The 25,911-nt window shown below is 47.0% G+C and carries 15 protein-coding genes and 1 pseudogene; all 16 read left to right on the top strand.

Translation table 11 applies throughout. The features are described from left to right. Positions 1 to 65 precede the first annotated feature (65 nt). The 16 genes and pseudogenes from HII30_RS06645 (at position 66) to HII30_RS06580 (ending at position 25,655) form a co-directional block, all read left to right on the top strand. Positions 66 to 1,796 (top strand): sensor histidine kinase, encoded by a 1,731-nt coding sequence (locus HII30_RS06645; RefSeq protein ID WP_246246162.1) that lies wholly within the window; start codon positions 66 to 68, stop codon positions 1,794 to 1,796. Next, complete coding sequence (locus HII30_RS06640) at positions 1,793 to 3,091, top strand: ABC transporter substrate-binding protein (RefSeq protein WP_169504240.1); 1,299 nt, start codon at positions 1,793 to 1,795, stop codon at positions 3,089 to 3,091. The genes HII30_RS06645 and HII30_RS06640 overlap by 4 nt, the downstream gene beginning before the upstream one ends. A 51-nt stretch (positions 3,092 to 3,142) precedes the next feature. After that, positions 3,143 to 5,404, top strand: coding sequence for an AraC family transcriptional regulator (locus tag HII30_RS06635; RefSeq protein ID WP_246246161.1), 2,262 nt, complete (start codon positions 3,143 to 3,145; stop codon positions 5,402 to 5,404). A 51-nt stretch (positions 5,405 to 5,455) separates the two neighbouring features. Further along, entirely contained in the window at positions 5,456 to 5,581 is a 126-nt protein-coding gene (locus HII30_RS21790) for a hypothetical protein (RefSeq protein WP_281363443.1), read from the top strand. Positions 5,582 to 5,793: 212 nt separating this feature from the next. Beyond that, positions 5,794 to 7,626: pseudogene (locus HII30_RS22040) on the top strand (rhamnogalacturonan lyase); the annotation flags it as partial. A 15-nt stretch (positions 7,627 to 7,641) separates the two neighbouring features. Continuing rightward, on the top strand, positions 7,642 to 11,712 hold the full coding sequence (locus HII30_RS21785) for a GDSL-type esterase/lipase family protein (protein ID WP_484549378.1): 4,071 nt from the start codon (positions 7,642 to 7,644) through the stop codon (positions 11,710 to 11,712). Between the two features lie 76 nt (positions 11,713 to 11,788). Beyond that, a complete protein-coding gene (locus tag HII30_RS06625; protein WP_169504237.1) occupies positions 11,789 to 12,823 on the top strand; it encodes an S-layer homology domain-containing protein in 1,035 nt (344 codons plus the stop codon). A gap of 26 nt (positions 12,824 to 12,849) precedes the next feature. Next, on the top strand, positions 12,850 to 13,782 hold the full coding sequence (locus HII30_RS06620; protein WP_343045074.1) for an ABC transporter permease: 933 nt from the start codon (positions 12,850 to 12,852) through the stop codon (positions 13,780 to 13,782). A 15-nt stretch (positions 13,783 to 13,797) separates the two neighbouring features. Continuing rightward, entirely contained in the window at positions 13,798 to 14,697 is a 900-nt protein-coding gene (locus HII30_RS06615) for a carbohydrate ABC transporter permease (RefSeq protein WP_169504235.1), read from the top strand. A 49-nt stretch (positions 14,698 to 14,746) separates the two neighbouring features. Continuing rightward, complete coding sequence (locus HII30_RS06610; RefSeq protein ID WP_169504234.1) at positions 14,747 to 16,426, top strand: type 2 periplasmic-binding domain-containing protein; 1,680 nt, start codon at positions 14,747 to 14,749, stop codon at positions 16,424 to 16,426. A 194-nt stretch (positions 16,427 to 16,620) separates the two neighbouring features. Further along, positions 16,621 to 17,583 carry an ABC transporter permease gene (locus tag HII30_RS06605; RefSeq protein WP_169504233.1) on the top strand — a complete coding sequence of 321 codons (963 nt, stop codon included), beginning with the start codon at positions 16,621 to 16,623 and terminating at the stop codon, positions 17,581 to 17,583. A gap of 31 nt (positions 17,584 to 17,614) precedes the next feature. Beyond that, positions 17,615 to 18,508: a carbohydrate ABC transporter permease gene (locus tag HII30_RS06600; protein ID WP_169504232.1), complete on the top strand. Its 894-nt coding sequence runs from the start codon at positions 17,615 to 17,617 to the stop codon at positions 18,506 to 18,508. 56 nt (positions 18,509 to 18,564) lie between these two features. Then, a complete protein-coding gene (locus HII30_RS06595) occupies positions 18,565 to 20,364 on the top strand; it encodes an extracellular solute-binding protein (RefSeq protein WP_169504231.1) in 1,800 nt (599 codons plus the stop codon). Positions 20,365 to 20,453: 89 nt separating this feature from the next. Beyond that, complete coding sequence (locus HII30_RS06590; protein ID WP_169504230.1) at positions 20,454 to 22,283, top strand: sensor histidine kinase; 1,830 nt, start codon at positions 20,454 to 20,456, stop codon at positions 22,281 to 22,283. A 7-nt stretch (positions 22,284 to 22,290) separates the two neighbouring features. Continuing rightward, a complete protein-coding gene (locus HII30_RS06585) occupies positions 22,291 to 23,874 on the top strand; it encodes a response regulator transcription factor (RefSeq protein WP_169504229.1) in 1,584 nt (527 codons plus the stop codon). Positions 23,875 to 23,918: 44 nt separating this feature from the next. Beyond that, positions 23,919 to 25,655: a type 2 periplasmic-binding domain-containing protein gene (locus HII30_RS06580; RefSeq protein WP_169504228.1), complete on the top strand. Its 1,737-nt coding sequence runs from the start codon at positions 23,919 to 23,921 to the stop codon at positions 25,653 to 25,655. Positions 25,656 to 25,911 lie beyond the last annotated feature (256 nt).

Below are 25,911 nucleotides of genomic sequence, written 5' to 3'. Positions count from 1 at the left end.
ATTTCAAGTGTGGTTCGTAACTTTGAACCATAAAAGGGGCACCGGCTATGAAAGCATACAGGCATATGAGATTTAAATATAAACTGCTGGTCATTTTGTTATCCATGCTGGCCATACTTGTATCTTTGAATTTTGGATCGCTATACTTCACGTATTCTGTGTACGACAAGCAGCTGTATGAGAAGTCATCGCTCTACTTGAATATGTCTTCAAGAGCTGTGGATATGGAATTGAAAAAGCTGGAGTCGATGTCCCTCAATATTGTTTCAGACAAGCAAATTCAGGAGAGCTTGAAGGAGCTTGCGGATGGCGATATTCCTGATTATGCGGCATATTTGTACAGGAATACCATGATGGACCGGTTATGGAGCCATATCAGCGTATCCGTTCCGTATGTCCAGTCGGCACATATAGCGGATTTGACCGGCAGAGAAGTCAGATACGGGGATACAGTGGCTTTCTCCGAAGAAAAATACGATCGGGTGAGAGAAGAATCTGTGACCGGAGAAGGGGCCATGCGCTGGTTGAACCCGGATGAAGCGGATCCCATGCTGATTATGGTAAGACAAATTCGAGCATATGAACCATTAACGCTTGAACCGATAGGCATCTTATATCTGCGCATCGATATTGAACGGCTGATCAAGGATTATGCGGGAAGAAATGATGATAACGGCATCATTGTTCTTAAATCAGAAAATGAAACCGTTTTCCCAGCGAGAAGGGTGGATTACAGCTTTACTGCCCAGTTAAACTCCCTGGCACCTGGTGCCAGTTATGAAGTCATGAACACTACGGAAGGTGAGGCATATTTCGTATCCCGTGCCCAGTCCGCTTATACAGGATGGATGTATTATCATGCTCTCCCCTACGATGTAATTTTCAACACCATCCATTGGCTGAAGCGGTCGCTCATTCTGTTATTCAGTGCAGTGGTCATCCTGGTTGCTGCTGCAGGCATGAAGCTGGCTCGCGGGATGACCCGGCCGATCGAGTCTCTGATTAAGCAGATGAAAGATGTGCATGATCTGGAGAGTATGGATCAGAGCTTGAACACAAGAACGGAAGTACAGATGGACGAAGTCGGTCTTCTTCACCGTACTTATCGTCTGATGCTGGCGCGAATCAACATGCTGATCAAGGAGAATTATGCCAAACAGCTTGTGATCCATGAAACGGAATTCAAAGCACTTCAGGCTCAAATGAATCCTCATTTTCTTTACAATACGCTTGAATCGATCAATTGGCTGGCCAAAAAGAACAAGCAGGATCAGATTTCAAGAATGGTAATATCTCTGGGTTATCTGCTTCGTTCATCGATTAGTCTGAAAGATGATGTGATTACCTTGAGAGAAGAGCTTCAAATTGTGGAGCATTATGTCATCATTCAGAAGTACAGATTCCGTGACCGACTAAACTTTAGTGCTGACATCCCGGAAAGATGGCTGCATACCAAAGTGCCGAAACTTACACTTCAGCCTCTGCTGGAAAATGCCGTTTTGTATGGACTGGAGACCATGGTGAATTCATGCAGTATTCGGATTTATATGGAGGAAGAGGATGAGCGCCTGGTTGTCATCGTGGAGGACAACGGACCCGGTATGAGTGAGGAATTCCTGCAGCGTATGATGAAGGGAGAAGTGAAAACACGGGGGACAGGTATAGGCCTTATGAATATTAGGGACCGTATTAAGCTTACTTTTGGAGAACAGTACGGGATTGAGGTTGAAAGTACATCAGGGGTGGGCACAAAAGTAAGGGTGCTGATTCCCTATACGATGGAGGATGAACCATGAGAAGATGCTATCGCTGCGTTGTCTTCCTTCTGCTGGCTGCAATTATCATGTCTGGCTGTGTTGGGCAGCAGGGTGACTTATCCAACACCATTCAGGAGCCAGTTACATTGAAAATTTCATGGTGGGGCAGTCAAATTCGCCACGATGCAACCATTCAAGTGATTGAGATGTATGAAGAGCAGTATCCGCATATTCAAATTGAATATGATTACAGCTCATTTAATGAGTACTGGAAAAAACTGGCGCCCATGGCTGCGGGAAATGCGCTGCCAGACATTATACAGATGGATGTCTCCTATTTGTCTTTGTACACTTCCTTGGAGCTGATAGATGATTTGTCACCTTATATCCGCAGCGGGATGATCGATACACAAGATGTTAAGGACCAGTTTTTATCAGGCGGAAAAGTCCATGGTAATCTGTTCGGCATCCCTTTAGGGGTAAATGCCTTAAATGGAGTTTATGACCCGGAAGTTTTTATAGCCCATGGGATAGAGCCGCCTGATCAGGATTGGACATGGGATGATTTTGAGGCTATGGGGGAGTCGTTAAGGGGTAAGGGAGTGTATCTCGGAACGCAGTTTACCCCGGAACAGTTTTTTGCCTATTATTTAAGACAGCATGGTGAAACCATGTTTGCTGCAGACGGGGCTTCACTTGGTTATGAAGATGATGGACTATTCATCGATTTTTTCGGTCGGCTTCAAAGGCTGGCACAGCAACAGCTAATATATGCTCCTGATATTTGGACTTCGAACAGCATTAAACCCAACGCTGACCCTTTTTATGAAGGTAAGGCTTTGTTTAACTGGGGATATTCCAACCAGTTTATCGGGAAGGCTGAGTCGAATGGGAGTAGATTGAAAATCATTCCACTGCCGGGTCCGAACAGTGACAAAGGTCTATTTTTGAAACCGTCAATGCTCTTCTCTATATCAAAAAATTCCACGCACAAAGAAGAAGCAGCAAAGTTCATCAGCTTCTTTATTAATAATATAGAAGCGAACAAGCTGATGAAAGGAGAGCGGGGGATTCCGATCTCGTCCAAAGTCACGGAAGCATTGAGTTCAGGCTTGGATGCAGATTTTGCAGAGATCTCAGATTATATTGCTTGGGTTGCCGGTCACAGCAGTCCGATGGATCCGCCGGATCCTCCGGGAACCGCGGATGTAACTGTGATTCTGCGAGAATTAAATGACCTGCTTCTATTTGATAAAATTTCTCCCGAAACGGCCGCTCTCCAATTTCGCCAACAAGCGAATCAAATTCTTGCTCGAAATAAACACGATTTCTAAACTTCTGGCCTATTCAAGCTATTATAGGAGGGGCATATGGAACGTATACCTATGAAGTTGCAGCTAATCGTCATCTTTTTCTGTGTGATGGCTGTGCCAGCGGTCATATTAACCTGGTACAGTGGTGAGCAGGTCCTACGAAATTCGGAGCATGCCATAGCTGAATCCTCACTCGCCGAATTGAACGCAAACCGGGAGCTTATTGAACATGCCCTGAATAATCTGGTACAGAACACCGTGCGCTTAACCTCAACTCATGTATTCGATCGAATACGTACTTATGACACTTTTATGGAGCTCAACTCTAGTTACAGCACGGTCAGCGGGGCAAGGGCTGTCCTTCAGGAATTGTTGAACTTGAACAGAACGAATGAAGGCATTGACTCTTCCTTTTTTCATCTTAGTGATTCGGATTATGTAATATCCACAGACAAGGGAATTAAAAAGCTGGAACGTTATGATTCCATTGACTGGATCAGTGACGCTCTTTCAAGACACAGAGGGATCGCGGGAGTGTGGTATCCGCGAAAGCTTGATTCGGGTATCAACGTCATGTCGTATGTGCTTCCACTAAACCGGCTGTCTACGACTACACGTGGAGTTCTGGTCATTAACCTAAAGGAAAGCCAAATCGGAAGTTTATTTCACTCCGCTGGTACTGGCCAGCAAGAATACATGCTGCTGAATGCTGAGGGAATGATTCTGTCTCATTCAGACAAAGCCAAGCTGCTTCAAAATGCCGCCGAACAGCCGGTAGTGCAGGATATTGTCCGTGATAAAGCCTCAGAAGGCTATAAATACGTTGAGCGGATGGGCGAACGGCTGCTGTACACATGGTCCAGATCAGGCAAACTGGGATGGATGAATGTGAACATCGATTCTGTAAATACATTAATGGCTGGTTCTCACGCAGTGCAGCGGGACATTATGCTGCTGACTGCCATAATTGTCTTGTGCGGAACGGTGCTGGCTGTGATCCTCGCAACCTGGGTTTCCAGACCTGTACGAGAGCTCGTAAGGGCGATGGGTGCGCGAAGCAGCCTGGGGACAGGGATTATTCAGGGTAAGAATGAACTCAACTTTCTCGACAAGGCGTTTAAGCGAATGCAGGAAGAAGAAGAGGTGCTGAATCGGCTTCTTCAAGTCCGGGAACAGGATGCTCACAATTTGGCTGTGCATCGAATGATCAGAGGAGAAACAGCACCACAGGCTGATGAGCTTTTTCCAGACAAGTATTTTATGGCTGTCATTGTTTCGATTGACCGATACCGGAACTATATTAGCAAGACCAACCCGGAAACCCGGAGCTATCACCGGTATCACATCATTTCTGATTGTGAAGATATATTCCGGCAAGAGGGAATTCGGGCGCGGAGTATTTATCATGGCGACGGATGTTTTGTTATCGTGCTTAACTTCGGATTCTCCGATGAGGGCAGCCCTGTGGCTGCCATCCAGACTGCCTTGAATGTGGCTCGAAAACAGGCAGGACAGCTGCTCGGCAATTCTGTCACGATCGGTGTCAGCAGCCAGGCAGATCGTAGTGAGATGCTGGCAGATTGTGTCTCGGAGGCAATGGAAGCCATTAAACAGGGCATGGTCGTTGGCAGCGGAGAAATCTTGTACTGGGAGGATGAAGCTGTACGTGACAAAAAGTATATATACCCCGTTCATAGTGAACGGCGCATTTTGAACTTTCTGGACAAGGGAGATCTTAAAGGCATTGCCAGAGAGCTTCAGATTATAGGAAATGAGATTCGTTCTGCAGATTATGTATCCTACGATAATATTGTGTTCATTTATTATCAGCTGGCGGGCGTTACCATGAAGCACCTTAGAGAAAATAATGTCAGCACAGCACGCATCTTCACTGGTAGAGGGAATATCTACGCCACATTGGCTGCTATGGATACGCTGGATGAGCTTGAAGAATATCTTTACGAATTTTTTGACGAGATCGTTCAGTATTTCACACGTTCTTCCGGAGAGGCCAACCATCACCTGACCCGGATTGTTCAGTACCTGAAAGAACACTATCATAAAGAAATTGTGTTTGAGGATATGGCGAGAGACGTTGGGATCAGTTATTCCCACATGCGCCGGATTGTTTATGAACTCACAGGAAAAAGCCTGAATGACTACCTGAACCACCTTCGAGTAGAAAGAGCGAAGGAGCTGCTTCGAAATTCTCCCCTCACAATTACACAAATTGCGTCTGAAGTTGGCTATTACAATGCACAGAGCTTTAATCGCTTCTTTAAAAAATTCGAAGGAATCTCTCCGAGTGCTTATAAAATGACCCAAATTGAATAAGGGCACCTCATCTAAGACAGTGAATTTTGATCATGATGATCAAAATTGATCATGTTTAAAGAGACGAAAGTTGAAGACATGCGGAATGATCAAAAAGCAAAGACCATGATCAAACCTGAAGATTTACCGGCTGAACGAGAGAACGATATGATGGGACCGAACCTTAGAGCAGCATGATCAAGGTTTGAATTACAAATATTTCTTGGCAGTAGGAGGTGGATACATAATTACGGTTAGACGTGAATAGTGAGGTCAAAAATGAAATCGCTTTCTAAATCCGTCAAAGGAGTGAGTTCATGCAATTTAAAGCTCTGAAGCTGAAAAAATCATTATGTGCTGCATTCTTGTCTGTGCTGATGCTGTGTTCGTTAATTGTTTCCCCCGCTCCCATGTATGCGGATACATCTTCGACCGTGCCCGCTCGTCAGGCGGAGTATCTGAACCGGGGATTGGTTGCAGTACTGGTAGATGGCGGTGTGTTTTTAAGCTGGCGTTATTTGAACAGTGACCCGGATGAGGTCACCTTCAATGTGTATAAAAACGGAATCAAGGTGACAGCTGCACCCATTGCAGACAGAACGAATTATCTGGATACAACGGGGTTTGACAGCTCACAGTACCAAATCTCTACGGTGATCAACGGTAGAGAAGAGATGGTGCCGGATACCGTCTCGGTATGGCATCAGAATTATTTGCCGATCCCGCTGGATAAGCCGGCCGACGGCCGAACCAAAGATGGGGGCCACTATACCTACATAGCCAGCGATGCTTCGGTGGCCGATGTGGATGGAGACGGGGAATATGAAATAGTGTTTCTCTGGAATCCGGACAATGCCAAGGACAATTCGCAGGCCGGATATACAGGAAATGTCCTGATCGATGCTGTGAAGCTGGATGGTACCAAGCTCTGGCGCATAGATCTCGGCGTTAATATTCGGGCGGGAGCGCATTACACCCAGTTGATGGTGTATGACCTGGACGGTAACGGCAAAGCCGAAGTGGTCGTCAAAACCGCAGATGGAACGAAAGACGGAAAGGGCAATGTCATTGGCGATGCCTCCAAGGATTACCGTAATGAAGGCGGGTATATCCTGACCGGTCCTGAATATCTGACCTTGTTTAACGGGGAGACCGGCGAAGCAGTGTCCACCGTCCCTTATGATCCACCGCGGGGTGATGTGAGCGCATGGGGTGACGGTTACGGAAACCGGGTGGACCGGTTTCTAGGCAGCATTGCTTATCTGGACGGTCAAAAGCCAAGTGTAATCATGTCCCGCGGCTATTACACACGCACCGTACTGGCGGCATATGACTATATTGGCGGTCAGCTGGTCAAACGCTGGATATTTGATACGAATGTGGTCGGCAAACAGTACGAGGGACAGGGAAATCATAATCTAAGCGTACTGGATGCGGATGGTGACGGTAAAGACGAAATCATGTTTGGTGCATTGGCGATCGATGACAACGGCACCTTGATGTACAGCACCGGATTAGGTCACGGTGATGCCATACATGCCGGGAAACTCGATCCGAACCGGGATGGGTACCAGGTCTTTAGTGTGCATGAGCACAAGGATGCCGAATATGGAATTGAAATGCGTGATGCAGGTACCGGGGAGATCATATGGGGGGAATATACCGGTACTGACACCGGGCGCGGGATGTCCGCAGATATTGACCCGAATTATCCTGGTTATGAATCCTGGGGAGCCGGGATTGTGAATGGACAGGTGACCCCTGAGACCCGTGCTTATTCAGCAGCCGGAGAAGTCATTTATGAATCGGGGGAAGCGCCGAGCAGCGCTAACTTTGCGATTTGGTGGGATGGAGATCTTCAAAGGGAGCTGTTTGACCATAATTGGGATAACAATACGGCCAAAGGAATCCCGGTCATCTACAAATGGGACTATGATAACAAGAAATTGAATGAAATTTTCAGAGCTGAAGGTACGTTAACCAATAATCATACGAAAGGTAATCCCGCGATCCAGGCTGATATTTTAGGAGACTGGCGGGAGGAGATCCTGCTCCGCAATGAAAACAGTACAGAGTATCGTCTGTATACGACTACGATTCCTACAGCGTACCGGATACCGGCACTGATGCAGGATCCGGTCTATCGTTTGGCGGCAGCCTGGCAGAATGTAGCCTACAATCAGCCGCCGCACACCGGCTTTTATATTGGAGCGGAGGCGACGGCATTTCCGAAGGCCGATCTTGATATTATTGGAGGTGTGAAGGCTCCTGAGTCCATCTATTATTTTGATTTCGGTACGGACACAGCGCCCGGTGCTGTGGGGGTGCAGGATACACTGTATTCTGCAGCAGCCGGATACGGTTTTGAAGATATAACCGGAATTACTGCAGCGGCAAACCAAGTATCTCTTCCTGAAAATTCCAAGTTCGCTGTCGACCTGCCCAATGCCAATTACCGAATCACAGTCAAGCTGGGAAGTGATGCGCGTGACAGCAGTGCAGGGATCCAGTCAGAGTACGTCCGAAAGCTGGCTGTGACAACCTCAGCAGCGGGGGAACCTTTTGTTTATTCTTATGACATCGCACTTGTTGACGGACAGCTGGAATTTATCTTTACCGGAGACGCCATCGATGTGCAGGAGATCAGAGTAGACAAACTTCAGGACAAAACGGCAGGTGCTGCAGCCACGATTTATATGGCGGGTGACTCGACGATGCAGAGTTACAGTGCATCGCAGGCCCCGCAGGAAGGCTGGGGACAGCAGTTCGGACGTTATTTTGCAAATGGTGCCGTTGTTGAGAATCATGCCATCGGGGGCAGAAGCAGCAAATCCTTTATGGTCGATGGCCGGCTGGATACAGTTTTGCGCAGCATCAAGCCTGGAGACTATTTCTTTATTTCCTTCGGACATAATGATGCCAGCGCAGGCATTCCGGAACGTTACGCATCCCCGGAGGATTATAAAAAGTATTTGGAGCGGTACGTGTTAGGGGCAAGACAGCGGGGAGCGACGCCTGTACTGCTGACACCTGTAGGCCGCAGAGATTTCAATACGGTGACACAGGAGTTTAACGTAAGCTTCCCGGAATACGTGAAGGCAGCCAAGGAGCTGGCACAACAGCTTGATGTGGCGGTGATCGATTTAAGCCAACTGAGCATTGCTCATTATAATCAGATCGGCCTTGCTGCGACAGAGAAGCTGTTTTTATACGCAAATCCCGGACAATATCCGAAATACCCGAACGGGATCAACGATAATACTCACTTCAGCGGGTATGGCGCTAACGTGATCGCCGGTCTGGTTGCAGGTGCTGTGAAAGAAATGAATGTAAGCATCTCACCATTGGTTTTGGAACTGGATACGGGAGAACCGGAGCCGGAACCGGAAAACCAGGTGTATACAGAGGACTTTGAGGGAGATCAGAATGCGGCCAAGTATGCCATGATCAATGCCACCGGCATTCCGGGACAGATGTCTGGAACCGTAGTAGAGCAAAACGGAAATAAAGTGCTTTCCGTTACGGGCTCTGGCTCCGGCAACCGGTCCAAAGTGTTCCGCTTGTTTGATGCGATTGGCGGAGATGTAGTTAAAGTCAGCTTCGACTGGAACTCCGGCAATGTAGGAGCTTATCCTTCTGAAGGACATCTGACACTGCAGGATGCTGAAGAGAATATGATCTTAACCTTATACACGACTAGCGGCAACAATACGAAGATTGGTTATTTCCCGGGCTATTATGCTCCTAGTTACGATGCAGGGAATTCTGTCATTCCTGGCGGGCAAACGACTGATATTTCAAAAAATCAGTGGGTCCGTGTGGAAGCGCTCATTCACTTTGCAGACAAGAAGATCGATTTGACGCTGACCAGTCTTAATGACAGCAGCATAACACAGAAAATTGAAGGCATTCCGATGAGTGCCGGAACCGCCTACGCAGACAATGTCAGAGGCATGCGTTTCCTTGGTACAAGAAAGGGCGGCGGAGGCACATTGAACTGGACCACACACATTGACAATGTTCATATTGAAGGTGTTAAGCTTCCGCCTTCAGCAGGAGATCAGGAAACCCTGATCGCCTTGTATGAAGAGATCAAAGCTTTGGATCTGTCGCCATACTCTGAGCAGTCTGTCGCGGTATTGAACAAGGCTTTGGCGGCTGCAGAAGAAATCATGGGCACTGAAGCAGAACAGGGTCGTGTGAATCATGTGTTTAACATGCTGAATGTGGCTAAAGCATCTTTGACCAGTGACCCCGTCAGCAGCGTGAGCGAATACCGTTTTGATTTTGGCTCCGGAAATGCAGCGGCGGGATATACCAAGGTAGATTCCAAGAGAGCTTACATTGAAGGGAACGGATACGGTTTTGCTGATACATCCCGTACCGCTGATGAAAATCGGGGCTCTGGAGATGCGCTGACGGAAGACCTTGTTCGTGTGAACGGCACTTCATTCCAGGTAGAGATGGAACCTGCCAATTACCGGATCACGATGACAATGGGTGATGCGGCAGAGGCGACCCAGGCTTCCGTGACTACGGAACAAATGGAGAAGGTGCCGGCGACCGTTATACCAACCGGCGAGTTTAAAGAAATCACATATGATGTAGCTCTCATTGACGGCATATTTAACTTTGATTTTTCAGGTAATGCTCCAAAGATTAATGCCCTGACTATTGAACGTCTGCCCGGCAATACAGCTGGAGATAAACCGGTGATTTATCTGGCAAGTGACTCTACAGTGGCGAATTATGCGGAAAGCTATCGTCCGCAAGCTGGCTGGGGAGAAACATTAGGCCGCAACTTCAATTTGGAAAAGGTTAGTATTGATAACCGGGCTGTCGGCGGTTTAAGCAGCAAAACTTTCCTGGTAGGCGGATATCTGAATGATCTTCTGCTCGACATCAGCGAAGGAGATTATCTGTTTATGCAGTGGTCTCACAATGATTCCACCCCATCGCGTCCGGAAAGATACCTAACACCAGAGCAGTTTAAAGTCTATTTGAAAACATACATTGACGGAGCAGTGCAGAGAGGTGCGGTTCCGGTTCTGGTAACACCGGTCAACCGCCGTGATTTTACGGGTGATTCACTCAATAAGAGTTTCCCGGAATACGTGCAGGCCATGAAAGAAACGGCTCAAGAGACGCAAACGCTGATCATTGATCTGAATCAGGCCAGTTGGGAGCATTTCAGCGAGCTGGGTCCTGAAGGGACCAAATCCATCTTCATGTGGGTAGACGGAAAAGAGGATAATACCCATCTGCAGATGAATGGTGCGATCAAAGTGGCCGAACTGGCTGCAGGACTGGTGAAAGAGCTGAACATTCCGCTTTCCCAGTGGGTGACTCTTGAGAATTCAGAGGAACCTGAAGAACCTGAAGAACCTGAAGAGCCAGGAGAGCCGGGTGAGCATTGGGCGTCTGCGGTCGTTTCCGGAACATACAACACGTATCCGGGACAGCCGATTGAGCTGAATGTGGATCTCTCCACTGTAACCCAGAAATTCACCGTGATGGATGTGATTTTTCAGTATGATCAGGCCAAGTTGGAATTTGACACCGTAACGGCCGAGGACAACACCCAGGTACTTGCAGACGGTGCTATTGTTTCCTGGCAGGACCATGTGCAAATTCTTGCTGCAGCCGTTCGTCCGGAGGAGGGACAGATTCGGGTCATCCTGATGAGTGAAGGCGAAGAGCGGGCTGTCAGCTCCAGCGGCAGTTTGTTCACATTACACGGGAAAGTTAAGCCTGGCATTTCGAATGGCAGTGCCTTGACATCCGTGACCAAGTTCGAAGTATCCCATGATGGAAATGCAGGGACCGTGAACATCTCGAATGCTTTCCACTCCATCAGCATCGGCCAGACACCACCGGTCGATCCGGTTGAAGCCGATAAAACTGCCTTGATACAGGCGATTGCTGCGGCTCAGAATCAGCTGAACAAGGCGGTGGAAGGCGATAAAATCGGTAAGTACCAGGTTGGCTCCAAAGCCGAGCTTCAAGCAGCCATCTATTCTGCAGCAGCTGTTCGAAACGATGATTGGGCAGCGCAGGCGCAGGTGGATGCTGCGACAGCAGCGCTGAATGCGGCAGTGCAGCAGTTTAAGGGCCGATTTATCAGCCTGGTTCCAGGACAGACTCAGATTTCCATCCGTGATCTGTCCGTGATTGCGAAGTATTTCGGAATGACGTCAAATGATCCTCGCTGGAATGAAATCAAGATTGCGGATCTGTTTGACGAAGGTGAGATCAATATCCGTGTGCTTGCCGGTGTGGCTCGAATGATCTTATCGGACTGGAATACAGTTCAAAATAACCAGCCGTAACTCACGTTAAGAAAGAAGGAGAGAGGAAGGAGCATGAAGCTCTTTCCTCGATCTCCTCCTGGGAAAGGAGAGACATATGATTTCGATTAAAAAATTAGGTTTTATTGCGGTCGTTCTGTTCATGGTATTGTCTCTGTACCCCTCGGGAGCACTGATGGCTGACAGCGGACCGGTGATTACTATAAAAGCAGCTAACCAGGGATCGAATGTAATACTTGAAGTGAAAGGACAGCGTTTAACCGATCTGTACGCGTATCAATTCAATCTTGCCTATGATACGAAGCGGCTAAAGTTTATTGAAGCGAAAAGTCCGGTATCCGGCTTTACGGTCGATCCGATTCTGAAGGATAATGATCTGCTGTTTGCGCATTCCAAGGTTGGAAATGTCAAAGGAATTCAGGGTGAAGCATCTTTAGCTGTGCTTACATTCGAACGGCTTATATCTCATTCTGGTCCGGCTGAATTTAAGCTTCATCACATTAAACTGGTCGATTCGGGACTGGAGATGGCTGAGCTGAAGAATGAAGTTCGAGCCATTACTGCTCAATCCATTACATTCACTGATATTAAAGGCCACTGGGCAGAGACATCCATTTTGAAAGCTAGTGAACTCGGCTGGGTCAACGGATACAGTGATCAGACCTTCCGGCCTCAGAAGCAGGTGACACGTGCTGAATTCGTTACGATGCTTGTACGGGCTTTAGAACTTCCTGTCTCCGAAGCACCTGAACTGCAATTCAAGGATAGCAGGAATATTCCGGTGTGGTCCAAGGGTTATATCCAGACAGCAGTAGAATCGGGGCTTATTGAAGGATATGCAGACGGAACCTTCCGTCATAACAGGCTGATTACACGTGCAGAAATGGCTGCCGTCATCGTCAGATCACAAGGCGTTGTTCCAGATCCTGCTGCCAAACCGAAGTTCTCGGATACAGAGCAAATCCCGGCTTGGGCACAGCCATATATTGCCTCTGCGGTCGATCGCGGGTGGATCCAAGGTATTGGAAGGAATCAATTTGCTCCATTAAAGAATGCCAATCGTGCTGAAGCGGTTCACCTTATTCTGGCAATTGATCCATCCCTCTCCGGAGTTAAGGAGGTGGGAGATTGAGAGCAGCAGCTAGAGCTGACGCGACTGTGGCTTCATTGCATTTGAAGAAAGAAAAAAAAGGAGGGTTCTATTTTCTTCGCAGAGACTGGCAGCTTTATGCACTGCTGCTGATACCACTTACGTTTGTCCTGATTTTCAAATATGCTCCGATGTCCGGTCTCATGCTTGCGTTTAAAGATTACAAAGTTGCCAGAGGCTTTTGGGGCAGCGAGTGGGTCGGGTTTGAAGTGTTTCAGCAGTTGTTTGCCAAGTCTGACTTTGGGCGGGCCGTTCGCAATACGCTGATGCTCAATACGCTGGATCTTATGTTCAGCTTTACGATGCCGATCGTACTGGCATTGCTGCTGAACGAAATCAAGGGTGTCGTATTCAAGCGCGTGAATCAAACGCTTCTTTACCTGCCGCATTTCCTGTCATGGGTCATTATCGGTGCTATCGCATACCAGCTGCTGGGTGAAGGCAGCGGCATGATTAACAATGTGATCGAGCAGCTGGGGGGGAACCGTATTCCTTTCTTGCAGAATGATACAAACTGGTTGTTTAGCTATATCGCCATCGGCGTGTGGCAGAGTATGGGCTGGGGTACGATTATTTACCTCGCTGCGATCAGCGGAATTAATCCGGAGCTGTATGAGGCGGCGACTGTGGATGGAGCGGGACGATTACGTAAAATGTGGAATGTGACGCTTCCGTCGATCCGGGTGACCATCGTTACTTTACTGATACTGAGCCTTGGACATGTGATGGGCGGATCGTTCGAGCGAGTATTTGCTTTGGCAAACAAGGCAACGACCGAATACACGACAACGATCCCGGTACTGGTGTACCGCTGGGGTATTGAAGGCGGCAACTTCAGCCGTGCGACAGCACTTGGATTGTTTCAGGCGATCATCGGGTTGATTCTTGTACTGCTCGCCGACCGGATCGCCAAGAAGCTTGGCGAGGACGGTTTGATTTAAGTAAGGAGGCTATTCATGAAAATACCTGACAGCACCAAGGTCTCACCCCGAAGGTGGAGCCTGGATATTTGGGATGTGCTGATTCGCCTTTCACTGCTGATCTTGTCTCTGGCATGTTTGCTGCCATTTCTTCATGTTGTCGCCAAATCATTAAGCGACGACGCCTATGTGATCGCACAAAAGGTGTTTCTCTTTCCGAAAGGATTCACGCTCGAAGCCTACAGCAAAATTTTTGCCGACGCCAGTATTATTAAATCTTTATATGTAAGCGTTATCGTAACCGTATTATTTACTATTATTGGCATGATCGTTACGATCTGCGCCGCTTATCCGCTGTCCAGGCCGCAGCTCAAAGGGCGCACAGTTATAACTTTCTTGTTTGTGTTCACGCTTTATTTCGGCGGAGGAATCATTCCCGATTACCTGCTGGTCAATAGTCTCGGAATGCTGGACACCATCTGGTCACTCATCCTGCCGCTGTCTTTCAGCGCTTTTAATCTGCTGATACTTAGGAGTTCCATTGCCAGCAGCATTCCCGTCAGTCTGGAAGAGTCAGCCCGGATCGATGGAGCAGGACATTTCCGCATCCTCATCAGCATTGTGCTTCCGCTTTCCAAGCCCATCCTCGCCACCTTGTCCTTGTTCTATGCGGTTGGTCGATGGAATGCTTATCAGGACGCCTTGTTTTACATTAAACATAATATTGATTTAAGGCCGCTGCAGCTGAAGCTGTACTACTTGGTAGTTCAAGCGAGTGAAAGTTTCCAGCTGGAGGCTACCAGTGTGCAGCTTAGCAATCCGGAGGTGCTGAAGGCTTCAGTCGTCGTCTTCGCTACCCTGCCGATCATCTGTGTTTATCCGTTCATTCAGAAGTATTTTGTTCAGGGTGTAATGCTCGGATCGGTTAAGGGATAGTCTCTATGGCCGGACTAGAGCAGAAATATGAATATATGGAGGAGTTACGATGAAAAGAAGAAAAATGGCCGCCATGTGTATGGCGTGGATGTTGATCATCAGTCTTCTGGCTGGCTGTACAGGAAATAACAGTGGAAACAGCGCGGGCGGAAGCGATAACGGACAGAAGCCTTCAACTAATAATACCGGTAATACCGGGGAGAATGCAGGAAAAACAGGCGAAAACAAGGAGGGTTATCCTGATTATTCCCAGGGGTTCAAGGAGACTGTTAATCTGGATATTCCGGTCTATGAACGGGCGTTTGAGGGCTGGAATGTGACAGATAATTATTATACACGCTGGATTCAGAAGGAGTTTGGGGATAAGTACAACATCAAGGTTAAGTTTATCCCGATCACGCGCAACAACGAGGTTACGGATTATGAGCAGCTGCTTGCGGCACACAAAGCACCGGAGATTATTTTTCACTATGACATGCCCCAAGCGCTAGCTTACTACGGTGAAGATGTTATGCAGCCGCTGGACTGGGAAGAGATCGCAAACTATGCTCCTACATACTGGAAGAACATGGGGGAAACGAATCAGAAGTATGGTGTGGTGGACGGAAAAAATATGTTTGTCTTTGCTGCACGTCCCGATACCGACAATTTTGTCACCTTAATTCGTAAGGATTGGGTAGAAAAAGTAGGCATGAAGGTAGAAGATTTATCTTCTCTTGAGAAGTATAACGATATGCTGAAGAAGTGGAAGGAAGCCGGACTCGGCGTCAACGGCGGGTCGCTTACGCGGAACAATTACACCTACAGCTACGGCTTCCGGGATTGGCCGGTGGATCCGGCATATCGGGCACTGTATTCCGATTTGGCCGTCGCGGATTTTACAACCAAGGATACCGAGAAATGGCTGCGAAATCTGAACTTTCAATATCATAATGGATTGATCGACAAGGAATTTTATCTGCGTGATGATGACAATAAAGTGAAATCCGAGTTTGTCGCAGGCCGGACAGGAACCTATCCTTTCTATCTTGCAAGCAATACCGATGTATTTGAAGCGACCTTGAAAAATAATCCGGATGCTGAATTTGCTGTTGTACCTCCTGGTGCTGGTGTTCCGGAAGGGAATGTACCGCAGACCCGTGCTTACTGGCCGTTTGGTTTCATTATGGGCATCAACTATGAATCCACGGATGAGGAACGTGCAGCGGTCTGGATGTATCTGGAGTGGATGAGCCAGCCGGAAAACTTGTTCGTGCTTCAAAATGGTGTGGAAGGCGAAAATTATACCATGGACAGTGAGGGACTTCCCTTAAAAAATCAAGACTTTAAAGGCGAGTCTGTCCTCTCTCAAAACAATAATAAAGACTACTGGGCCTTGGTGACGGAAACGCCGGTATTTGCAACGCCGGAGTTAACCCACAAGGCGAACATGAGAAACTGGGCACCGGCAGGATACGAGCAGCTTGCTGAAGATATGATTAAATATCGGAACGACACCGCTGAATATCGTACACCAGACGCTTTGTTCTCTGTTGTGCTTGAGAATCTCAATGAGTATAAGGCCGATCTGAATGCCCTGTTCCAGGAACTGTACCTGGACATCGTGCTGGCACCAGAAGCCGAGTTCGATTCCAAATACGAAGCCGCCAAGAAGAAGTTCCTGGATGCAGGCTACCAGGAGATTCTGGACGAGAAGCAGAAAGCGATTGACGCTGGTCAATTCCGCTAATTCTCCTTTACCCGCCGTTCTTTCGGTTTTATAATTTTTGTGATGAAACGTCGACCTATAGAGGTCGGCGTTTTTTTGATCTGTGATTTATAAAACCCCGTGGAATTTCAACATTGAAGTGATATTTTGATATATCCCGGACCATGATGCCCTCCTATAATAAAAATGTAGCTACTTACTAAAGGGGGAAGGAAATGAATAACATCAAGCCAGGCCAAGTGTCTCGTCTGCATACCAGGCTAGACAGGTCCTTACTATCAAGAGATAAGTATAAGTTATTTTTGATGGCGCTTCCGTTTCTTGCTCTGGCCTTTGTCTTCTCCTATTTACCGCTCTATGGATGGATCTATGCCTTTTATGACTACCGGCCCGGCATCCCGCTGAAGGACAGTGAATATATGGGGTTCTATTGGTTCACATCCATGTTCTCGAATGACGTTCGCCGTCAGGAAATTGTCCGTGTCTTGACTAATACGTTTGCTATGAGCGGGCTGAGTCTTTTAACTTCTGTACTTCCGGTTGCTTTTGCCATCTTCTTAACCGAAATTCGCAGTACCTTCTTCAAACGAATGGTGCAAACGCTTACTACACTGCCGAATTTTATTAGCTGGGTGCTGGTTTATTCCTTTGCATTTATGCTTTTTTCTGTAGATAACGGTTTCTTGAACAATGTATTGCTTAACTTAGGTCTTATTGATCGCCCAATGAATATTCTTGCCTCTGATTCTAATACATGGCTGGCGATGACGCTCTGGAGTGTGTGGAAAACACTGGGCTGGAGTGCAATCATGTACATTGCTGCTATAACGGGAATCGATCAAGAATTATACGAAGCTGCCAAGGTCGACGGCGCGGGCCGTTTTCGATTGATGTGGCATATCACCGTACCGGGCATCATGCCAACGTTCTTCGTACTCCTGCTCTTGTCCATCGCAAACTTCATTAACAACGGATTTGAACAATTTTACGTGTTTCAGAATGCGATCAATATGGGAAGGATCGAGGTACTGGATTTGTATGTGTACAACATAGGGATGATGAATTCCAACTTCTCGTTTTCCACGGCTGTCAGTTTGTTGAAGTCTATTGTCAGTATCGTTCTGCTTTTTGCAGCCAATCATTTATCGAAGCTGTTCCGCGGGGAGAATATTATCTGAGATATTTGCAGGAAAGGAGAGCAGGAGGGTTATGGTAGAAAAGAAAGAGAAGCTCGGTATTTTTCAAATTTTGAATTATTCGGGATTCGCATTGTTTACGCTGTTGTGCATTTTTCCTTTCTATTATTTGTTCATTAATACGATCAGCAACAATGATCTGAGCAGCAGAGGACTTGTATTGTTCTATCCGATTGATGTCCATTTTACGAATTATATGGATGTATTCAAACTGCCGGGTCTCGGACTGGCGGCTTTCGTCTCGCTGTCAAGGACGGTTATTGGTACTGCATTGACTGTATTTGCCTCCGCGTTTCTCGGTTATCTGTTCACGAAGAACGAAATGTGGGGACGTAAATTTTGGTACCGCTTTCTTATGATTTCGATGTATTTCAATGCAGGATTAATTCCTTGGTATCTGACCATGCTTAATCTGGGGCTAGTTAATAATTTCCTTGCTTATATCCTTCCTGCTATCGTGTCACCATTTTTCATTATTTTGGTAAAAACGTTCATTGAGGCAACTCCGATCTCACTCCAGGAATCCGCGCAAATTGACGGAGCTGGTTATGTTGTTATTTTCGCTAAAATTATCCTTCCCTTGAGCATGCCGATCCTGGCGACCATCGCGATCTTTGCCGCTGTAGGACAATGGAATTCATTTACTGACACATTGTTTCTTGTGACGGATCAAAAACTGTTCTCTCTTCAATTCATACTGTATCGATACATGAATGAAGCGACATCGCTGGCACAATTAATGAAGCAGATGAGCGGGTCAGCCAATATGGATCTGGCTAATATGGCGACACCTACTTCTATTCGGACGACGGTCTCTATGGTTGTTGTGACACCGATCCTCCTGGTATATCCTTTCTTCCAGCGTTTTTTCGTAAAAGGCATCATGATCGGTGCTGTCAAAGGATAAGCAGCTTTTGGACGAATTAAAAATATTTCATTATGTGTAGAGAGGGGTTAGTGACAATGAACAGAAGAAAACAATGGTCTGTATTTACGATTCTGATTAGTATTATGCTGGTATTCACGGCTTGCAGTGGAGGGGGTTCAGCTAACAACGTAAAAAATACAACGGAAACAAAGCCGTCAGACAGCTCCAGCTCTGCAGAACCGGGCAAAGGAGATGCAAATGGGGAGTCAGCTGCCAAAGAAGAAATCACGATCACCGTATTCTCGATGCTGGCTAACTATGCAGGTGAGCAGCCGGGATGGTTTGCTAAGCTGATCAAGGATAAGTTTAATATCAAGCTGAACATTATCGCATCCAACCTTGCTGGAGGACAGCAAAAGATTGCAACGATGATGGCTGCCGGTGATCTGGGTGACCTCGTTGTATTCGGAAGCAATGGCGATGATTATCAGGATGCCATCAAGGCCGGCCTGCTTCTGGACTGGAATCAGAATGGACTGCTTGAGAAATACGGACCGGACATTCTCAAAAACGCCGGCCAGGCCATAGATGCTAATAAGCAGCAGTTCGGCGGAGGTACAGCCATATACGGGATCGGACACGATGTCGGCTCAGGCGAAGGTCCCTCCGAGGGAGCGGAGATGGTTTTCGGTCCGAATCTTAGATGGGATCTATATCAGAAGCTGGGCAGCCCTGAAATTAATACGCTGTCTGACTATCTGAATGTGTTGAAGCAGATGAAAGAGCTTGAGCCAAAGAGTGATTCAGGACGTCCGACTTACGGCATATCGCTCTGGTCGGATTGGGACGGCAATTATATGACGCTTGCCAAAGTTATTTCCCAGATGAACGGCTATCAAGAAGGCGATGGTTTCAATCCTGCGGGTCTTACACTCGTCTCCGTTAACACAAAAGAGTGGCAGGGAATTCTTGATGATGATGGTTACTACTTAGAGGGATTGAAGTTCTACTTTGATGCCAATCAGATGGGGCTGCTCGATCCGGATTCCTTGACGCAGAAATTCTCTGATGTTTCAAACAAATTTAAAGACGGCCAGGTTTTCTTCTCACAGTTCCCTTGGCTCAGCAATGCATATAACACACCGGAAAACACCGCAGCTGGTAAAGGTTTTGCCCTGATTCCGTTCCAACAAGAGAAAATTGTGTCCTATGGAATGAATCCTTACGGGGGGAACCGTGTCTGGGCCATCGGTTCCAAAGCGAAAGACCCTGAACGCATCATGGAATTTCTCAATTGGCTGTACACGCCGGATGGCATGATGGAAGCGAGCTATGGGCCCAAAGGGTTGGCATGGGACATCGACGGTTCAGGCAAGCCGATTGTAACGGATTACGGATATAAGGCACTGCCAGCGAATACAGAACCGGTACCTGAGGAATTTGGCGGTGGTACGTTTAAGGATGGCATGAATCAGATCAATAACACGACCTTGAAAAACTCCATGATTCATCCTGATACAAAAGAGCCTTATGATTACAATCTTTGGACCTCGGTGTTAAATCACGATCCGGATCCGGTTACCAAGAGCTGGCGTGAAGCGATGGGGGCCATGACACCGAGAGAATATTTTGTGAAGAATGATTTAATTGCTGTACATCAGCCGGTATTTACAGGAGATGCCCCTGCTACACCGCCTGCCGATATTCAGCAGAAGTTGAGCGAGATCGGAAAAGTGATCAAGGAATATTCCTGGAAAATGGTCTTTGCGAAAAATGAAGAAGAGTATAATAAACTTAAGAACCAGATGGTTGATAAAGCCAAGGGACTTGGCTATGACGAAGTGATTAAATACGATGTCGAGATCACGGAAAAAACAGTTTTCGCTAACCGATAATCGTCATTTCAAAATGAAAATTCCCGTTCCGGCTTCAAGCTGGAACGGGAATTTGATTTGAACAGAAAATCCCATTTTCATGCTACAATATGAATAGAATGGTTTCCAAATATAAACAGATGGAGTGTTCGCCCTTGCGCTTGTCACGGAACTGGAATCTGAGCGTTACCTGGAAGTTTATTCTGGCTTTCTTGTTTATTCTAACTCTCTCGATGACGACGATGGGGATCATTCTGTATTACCAGGCGTCGAAGTCTGCGATTGGTCAGGGTCAGGTTCTAATGAATCAGAATGTTCTGCAGATGAAGAACAATATTTTGCAAAAGGCCAATATGGTGCAGGATCTTGCGGAGATTATTGCCTTTGATCCAAAAATGCAAAATTTCTTCGAGAGTCCATTCCTGAACGGGCCGCATCAGCTGGAGGAATATCGAGATACCATCGCTCCGATTCTTGATAATCTGAAGCGGCAGAATGCATATATCCACTCCATTCGCGTTTATATGGCGAACAGTACAATCCCGGAGAGGCATGATGGTTTTTATCATATGACCCGCTTATCAGCCAACCTGCGCTACTCGCCGTTTCTGAATGATTCCCGATTAATTTCCAACTGGCAGGGGCTCCATGAGGAGCAGGCACAGATTGTCCTGCCTGGATCCAGACATAAAGAGCAGGTATTCTCATACAACCGGAAGATCTTCTCAAGTAATTACTCAGATATTGTAGGCTTGATCGAGATTGAGGTGGGACGTAATTTGTTCTTCGAAGCGATTCACCATCCCTCCGCACCCTACGCCGGTAATATCATGATTGTCAATGGACAGGATCGAGTCGTTTCCGAGCCTAATGGTGACAGCAAATGGCCCTGGATTTCTATTCAAGAGTTAGGACTAGACAATATACCGGGGGAAGACTTAAATAAGATAATGGATGTTAGAGGAGAGCGCTCAATTGTTATTTCCACGCCGCTTGGGGGACCGGAGCTGCGTCTTGTAGGCATTTTTCCGGTAACGCCTTTTATCTCCAGTATGAAAAGCAGCCAGATCCGTATGTTCGGTGTACTCCTGGCAGCATTGCTGTTGCTCAGTATCATCGTATATTGGATCACACATGCATTACTTCATAGAATGAAGGTACTGTTAAGTGCTATGAAAGCTGTCAGGGAGGGGAATCTGAATGTATCGGTCCCGGTGGTCTCTAATGATGAATTTGCTCAGATGTCGCTCAGCTTCAACTTGATGACAAGTCGAATTCACGAATTGGTTGAAACCGCTTACAAGATGAAAATTTTGGAGAAGGAAGCCGAACTGCGGGCCTTGGAGTCGCAGATTAATCCGCATTTTCTTTATAACACACTCGCCACTATATCCTGGGTGGGCCGGAAAGTACAGTCTCCCGATGTGGTTCACCTGTCCAATTCACTCGCCAGATTTTATCGTCTCGTGCTTAATAAGGGAAAATCAAGTATTGAAATACAGGATGAAATCGAGATGGTCCGCACTTACGCCAACATTCAAAAATTTCGATTTGAGAATTTGTTCGACATCGTTTTTGAGTTGGATGAATCCGTCTTACTGGAGGTTATCCCGAAAAATATTTTGCAGCCGCTGGTGGAAAATGCTCTGACGCACGGGATTGAGCCGAAACGGGAACATGGAACCGTTACAGTCAAGGCGGCTCTGACATCCTCTGGTCATTCTATTGTGATTCAAGTCATGGATGATGGGGTGGGGATGACCGAAGAACGGATCGACGAGGTATTGAACGGACAGGTGGAACGGACAAGTGGAAGCGGATATGCGATCAAGAACATTATTGAACGGCTAAACGGATATTATGGGAATCAGGCTGACTTTAAAGTTCGCAGCCGTCCCGGTGCCGGAACTGTCTTTACACTCACATTGCCGAAGGAGTGAATCTTCAATGTATAGGATGCTGATTGTGGAAGATGAGCGTTGGGAGAGAGAAGGTCTGGTCGATTTGTGGGATTGGAGCGAGCTTGGCGTCAGGATTGAAGATACTGCAGCAGATGGAATTGAAGGCTGTGAAAAAGCGCTTGAGATCAAGCCAGATATCATTATTACGGATATTCGCATGCCGGGAATGAGCGGGCTTGAGATGGCTAGAAACATCCGTGAGCAGCTGCCTGAGGTTCGTATTATTGTGCTGACTGGGTACAGTGACTTCGAATACACCCGGGAAGCGATAACCATGAATGCAGACGACTATGTACTGAAACCGATCGAAGAAGAAGAGCTGCGCTTGACTATGCTGAGTGTGATCGAGAAGTGCAGACAAATAGGACTTCGCCGAGACAGAGAAATGGACATGATGGAGCGAATTCAGATCGGTAAGCGCCTTGAGGCGGAGAAGTATCTGACCTGCCTGCTGCTGAACAGGAATGGGGATCATCGGGCGATGGCTGCCGAGCTTCAGAAGCTAAATCCTGCTCTTGAGGCAGCCGATTACACGGTATCGGTTGTCGTTTCACACGAATCTGTAGACCCGGAGGAGATAATAAGCGAACTGTCTCCGAAATGGTACGTTATGCCCTGCGATGCATGTGATGGTGGACTAACACTGATAATCCCCTTAGCAGATTCACTTGAGGAGGAGCATGGGATTGCCGGCCAGCTGAAAAGCTTGGAAAACGTGATTCGGCAGCCGGTTGTCATTGGACTAGGCAAGCATGTAAGTTCCTTGGAAATGCTGGGCGAGTCTTACGGTGAAGCTGTATCTAACGTCTCTTACGGCATGTTTTTTGAAAGAACAGGATTGGTGACAATGGCGGATGTGACAGCATCCATGCAGCAGTGGTCTCAGACCGCAAACGTCTTCCGCTCCAAATGGCTGAATCTTTGCCGCGAGCTCAGGATCTGCGTCTTAAAGCTTGAGGAAAATATGGCGAGCAATGTACTTCAAGTGATGTTTGATCTTCTGCGAAATCATCCGGGCGCAGGGAAAAACTATATTTCAACGCTTGTTCAAACGCTGCTGCTCGACTTGTCCGTACTGAAGAATGATCATGTATGGGATCATCATGGAGGCTCGGCGGCTGGACGGCAGCTGGACAGCAAGGATCTGATCAAGATAAACCGGCTGCAGGATCTGCATGATGCGGCACAGGCATTTATTTCGGTGCTGATGGGTGGTCTGGATAGTAAGCGGAACCGAAAAGACGATTACATTGCGGAGAGAACCATTCAATTAATTGAAGAAAATTATGCATCAAGCGCACTTTCACTGGCTATGCTGGCCGACCAGATGTTTCTTTCGCAGAATCATTTGGGCGTATTGTTCAAAAAGGCGACGGGCAGAACTGTACACCAATTTATTATAGACTACCGTATGCGGAAGGCCGAAGAACTGCTGAACCGTACAAAACAGAAAGTCTCTGAGGTTGCCGAACGGATCGGGATGTCCAACCACTCCTATTTTTGTGCGCTGTTCAAGCAGAAGTATGGAATGTCTCCAGGTGAATACCAAGAGCTCATGCAGCGGCGCTAAAGGAGGACAAGGAGATGAAACACGGGATAAACCACATACATGTTATGACTTGTTTAAAAATGATGCTTCTGACAGCAATGATTCTGGCCGGCTGTAAAAGTTCTGAATATGCTGAGCTCCCGGTTGCTGTTGATCAAAACTTCTCGAAATCCTCTTTAAGTTCACCAGATGCTGTCATGAAACAGGAAGAATATCTAACTCAGCATACAACCAGATACGGAGAGCTCTCCTGGAGAGAGGATACCTCACCCTTCAGCTTCACCCAGTTTTTCTACGGTAATTGGGCAGGACATTACGTCTGGAGAGATCAATATGCGATGAAGCTGATTACTGAGAAGACAGGTGTGCGTATTGACCGCAAGCTGTCAGCAGGAAGCGATGAGGATGATCTGAACATGATGATCTCGACCGGTGAGCTGCCGGATACTATCATGGTGGATTGGAACAGTCCGGCCGTCGCTAAATTGATCGATGGAGGACTTGTTTATTCTATGAACGAATTGATTAACAGGTTTGCCCCTGGTTTTTGGAATATTCTAGACCCGGATATGGTAAAGTATCACGCTAAAAATGGACTGCTATGGTATCTGCCGAATGTGTATGAGCAGGAGAACCGATTAAAGGAAGGCAAGCCGGTTATCTCAATCCGCCCTTGGTTTATTCGCAGAGACATCTACGAGCAGCTGGGCAAACCCAAGTTGGAAACAGTCGAGGATTTGAAGAACATTCTAACCGATATTAAGCAGCAAGGATATGCGCGTTATCCGTTGGCTCTTGATTTCTTTGATGTGGCTAAGAACGGATTCAGCGGCAGTCTGTCACTCGACTATTTGATTTATACGTTTGCGCCTTATTTGCAGGAAGAACGAATTATAGTGGAGGAAAAAAAGATTTTATATCCCATGCGTCATTCCGGCTTTATTGAAGCCTTCCGATTTGTGAACAGACTTTACCGGGAGGAGCTGCTTGATCCAAAATTTTTAATTGCCAAACAAGTTCAATATGAAGAAGGAATGTACCGGGCAGAATATGCGGTTGCATCACAATTCCTCAACGGGATGTACAGTCAGTTTAACCCGACCATCGGGACTGCACTGGGCAAAGAAAAGACCTATCTTGTACTGGACGGTCTGAAGGCGGGAGACCGCATACTTCGCTTTCCTGCGTCACGGCTGCTTGGCTGGCAGGGATTCTTTATAACTAAAAAGGCGAAAAACCCGGAGCGAATTATAAGGTTTGCGGAGTATGCATGGTCAGATGAAGGTCAGCTCGATTTTCTTTACGGCAAGGAAGGCGAGACATTCACTATGGAGAGCGGTCTTCCCAGGTATGTCCCTGAGGTCCGCGAATTGATGAACAAGGACTATTTGGAATGGCAGCAGCAATATGGATTTGGTGCCTCAACTTTGTTATGGAGAGACAGTCCAATGCTGAATAAGGCTGAGTTACGGGAAATGATCTTATCTCGTCCCGATGAATATAATGCTTCCATGAAGCTGTCGCGCTTCGGTTATGACGATTATCCACTGGGGATGAGCAACCTGGAGCCTGAGGGCTCTTCCAGAGAAGGGGTTATCAATGCCAATATCAAAGAGCTGTGGAATAAAGCAATTCTTCATTTGATTATGGCAGCCTCAGATGCGGAATTTGACAACACTTACAAGACATTTATAGATATGATGGACGCCGCTGGCGCTCAAGAGGTGGAGCGCGCAATGTACCAGAATCACCTGCAGGATCTGGCCAAGAAAGGAATTACTGCTGTTGATCTGCCATTTTAGTACAAAGCCTCAACAAAGAACAGCTGTTCAAGAAATAACAGAGCCGTACTGAGCAGAGAATTTTGCTTAGTACGGCTCTTATTCAGGTTTTCAAGAGCAATTTAATCTATTTCCGCCGAAATGGTGTGTCATAACAAAAAAAGAATACAGCCGATCACGCGGAAAGTGTAGTCCCACAAAAATGGAAGCTATCAACCCGTCAGACTGCTGTGATAGCTTGAAGGGGAGCTGAAAGGCGAATAAAAACGATGACAGA

Origin of the sequence: Paenibacillus lemnae, from assembly GCF_012933385.1 — a bacterium.
Taxonomy (GTDB): Bacteria; Bacillota; Bacilli; order Paenibacillales; family Paenibacillaceae; genus Paenibacillus_AQ; species Paenibacillus_AQ lemnae.
The sequence above is the reverse complement of the archived record's forward strand: the minus strand, read 5'-3'. Positions and strand labels throughout refer to the sequence as shown.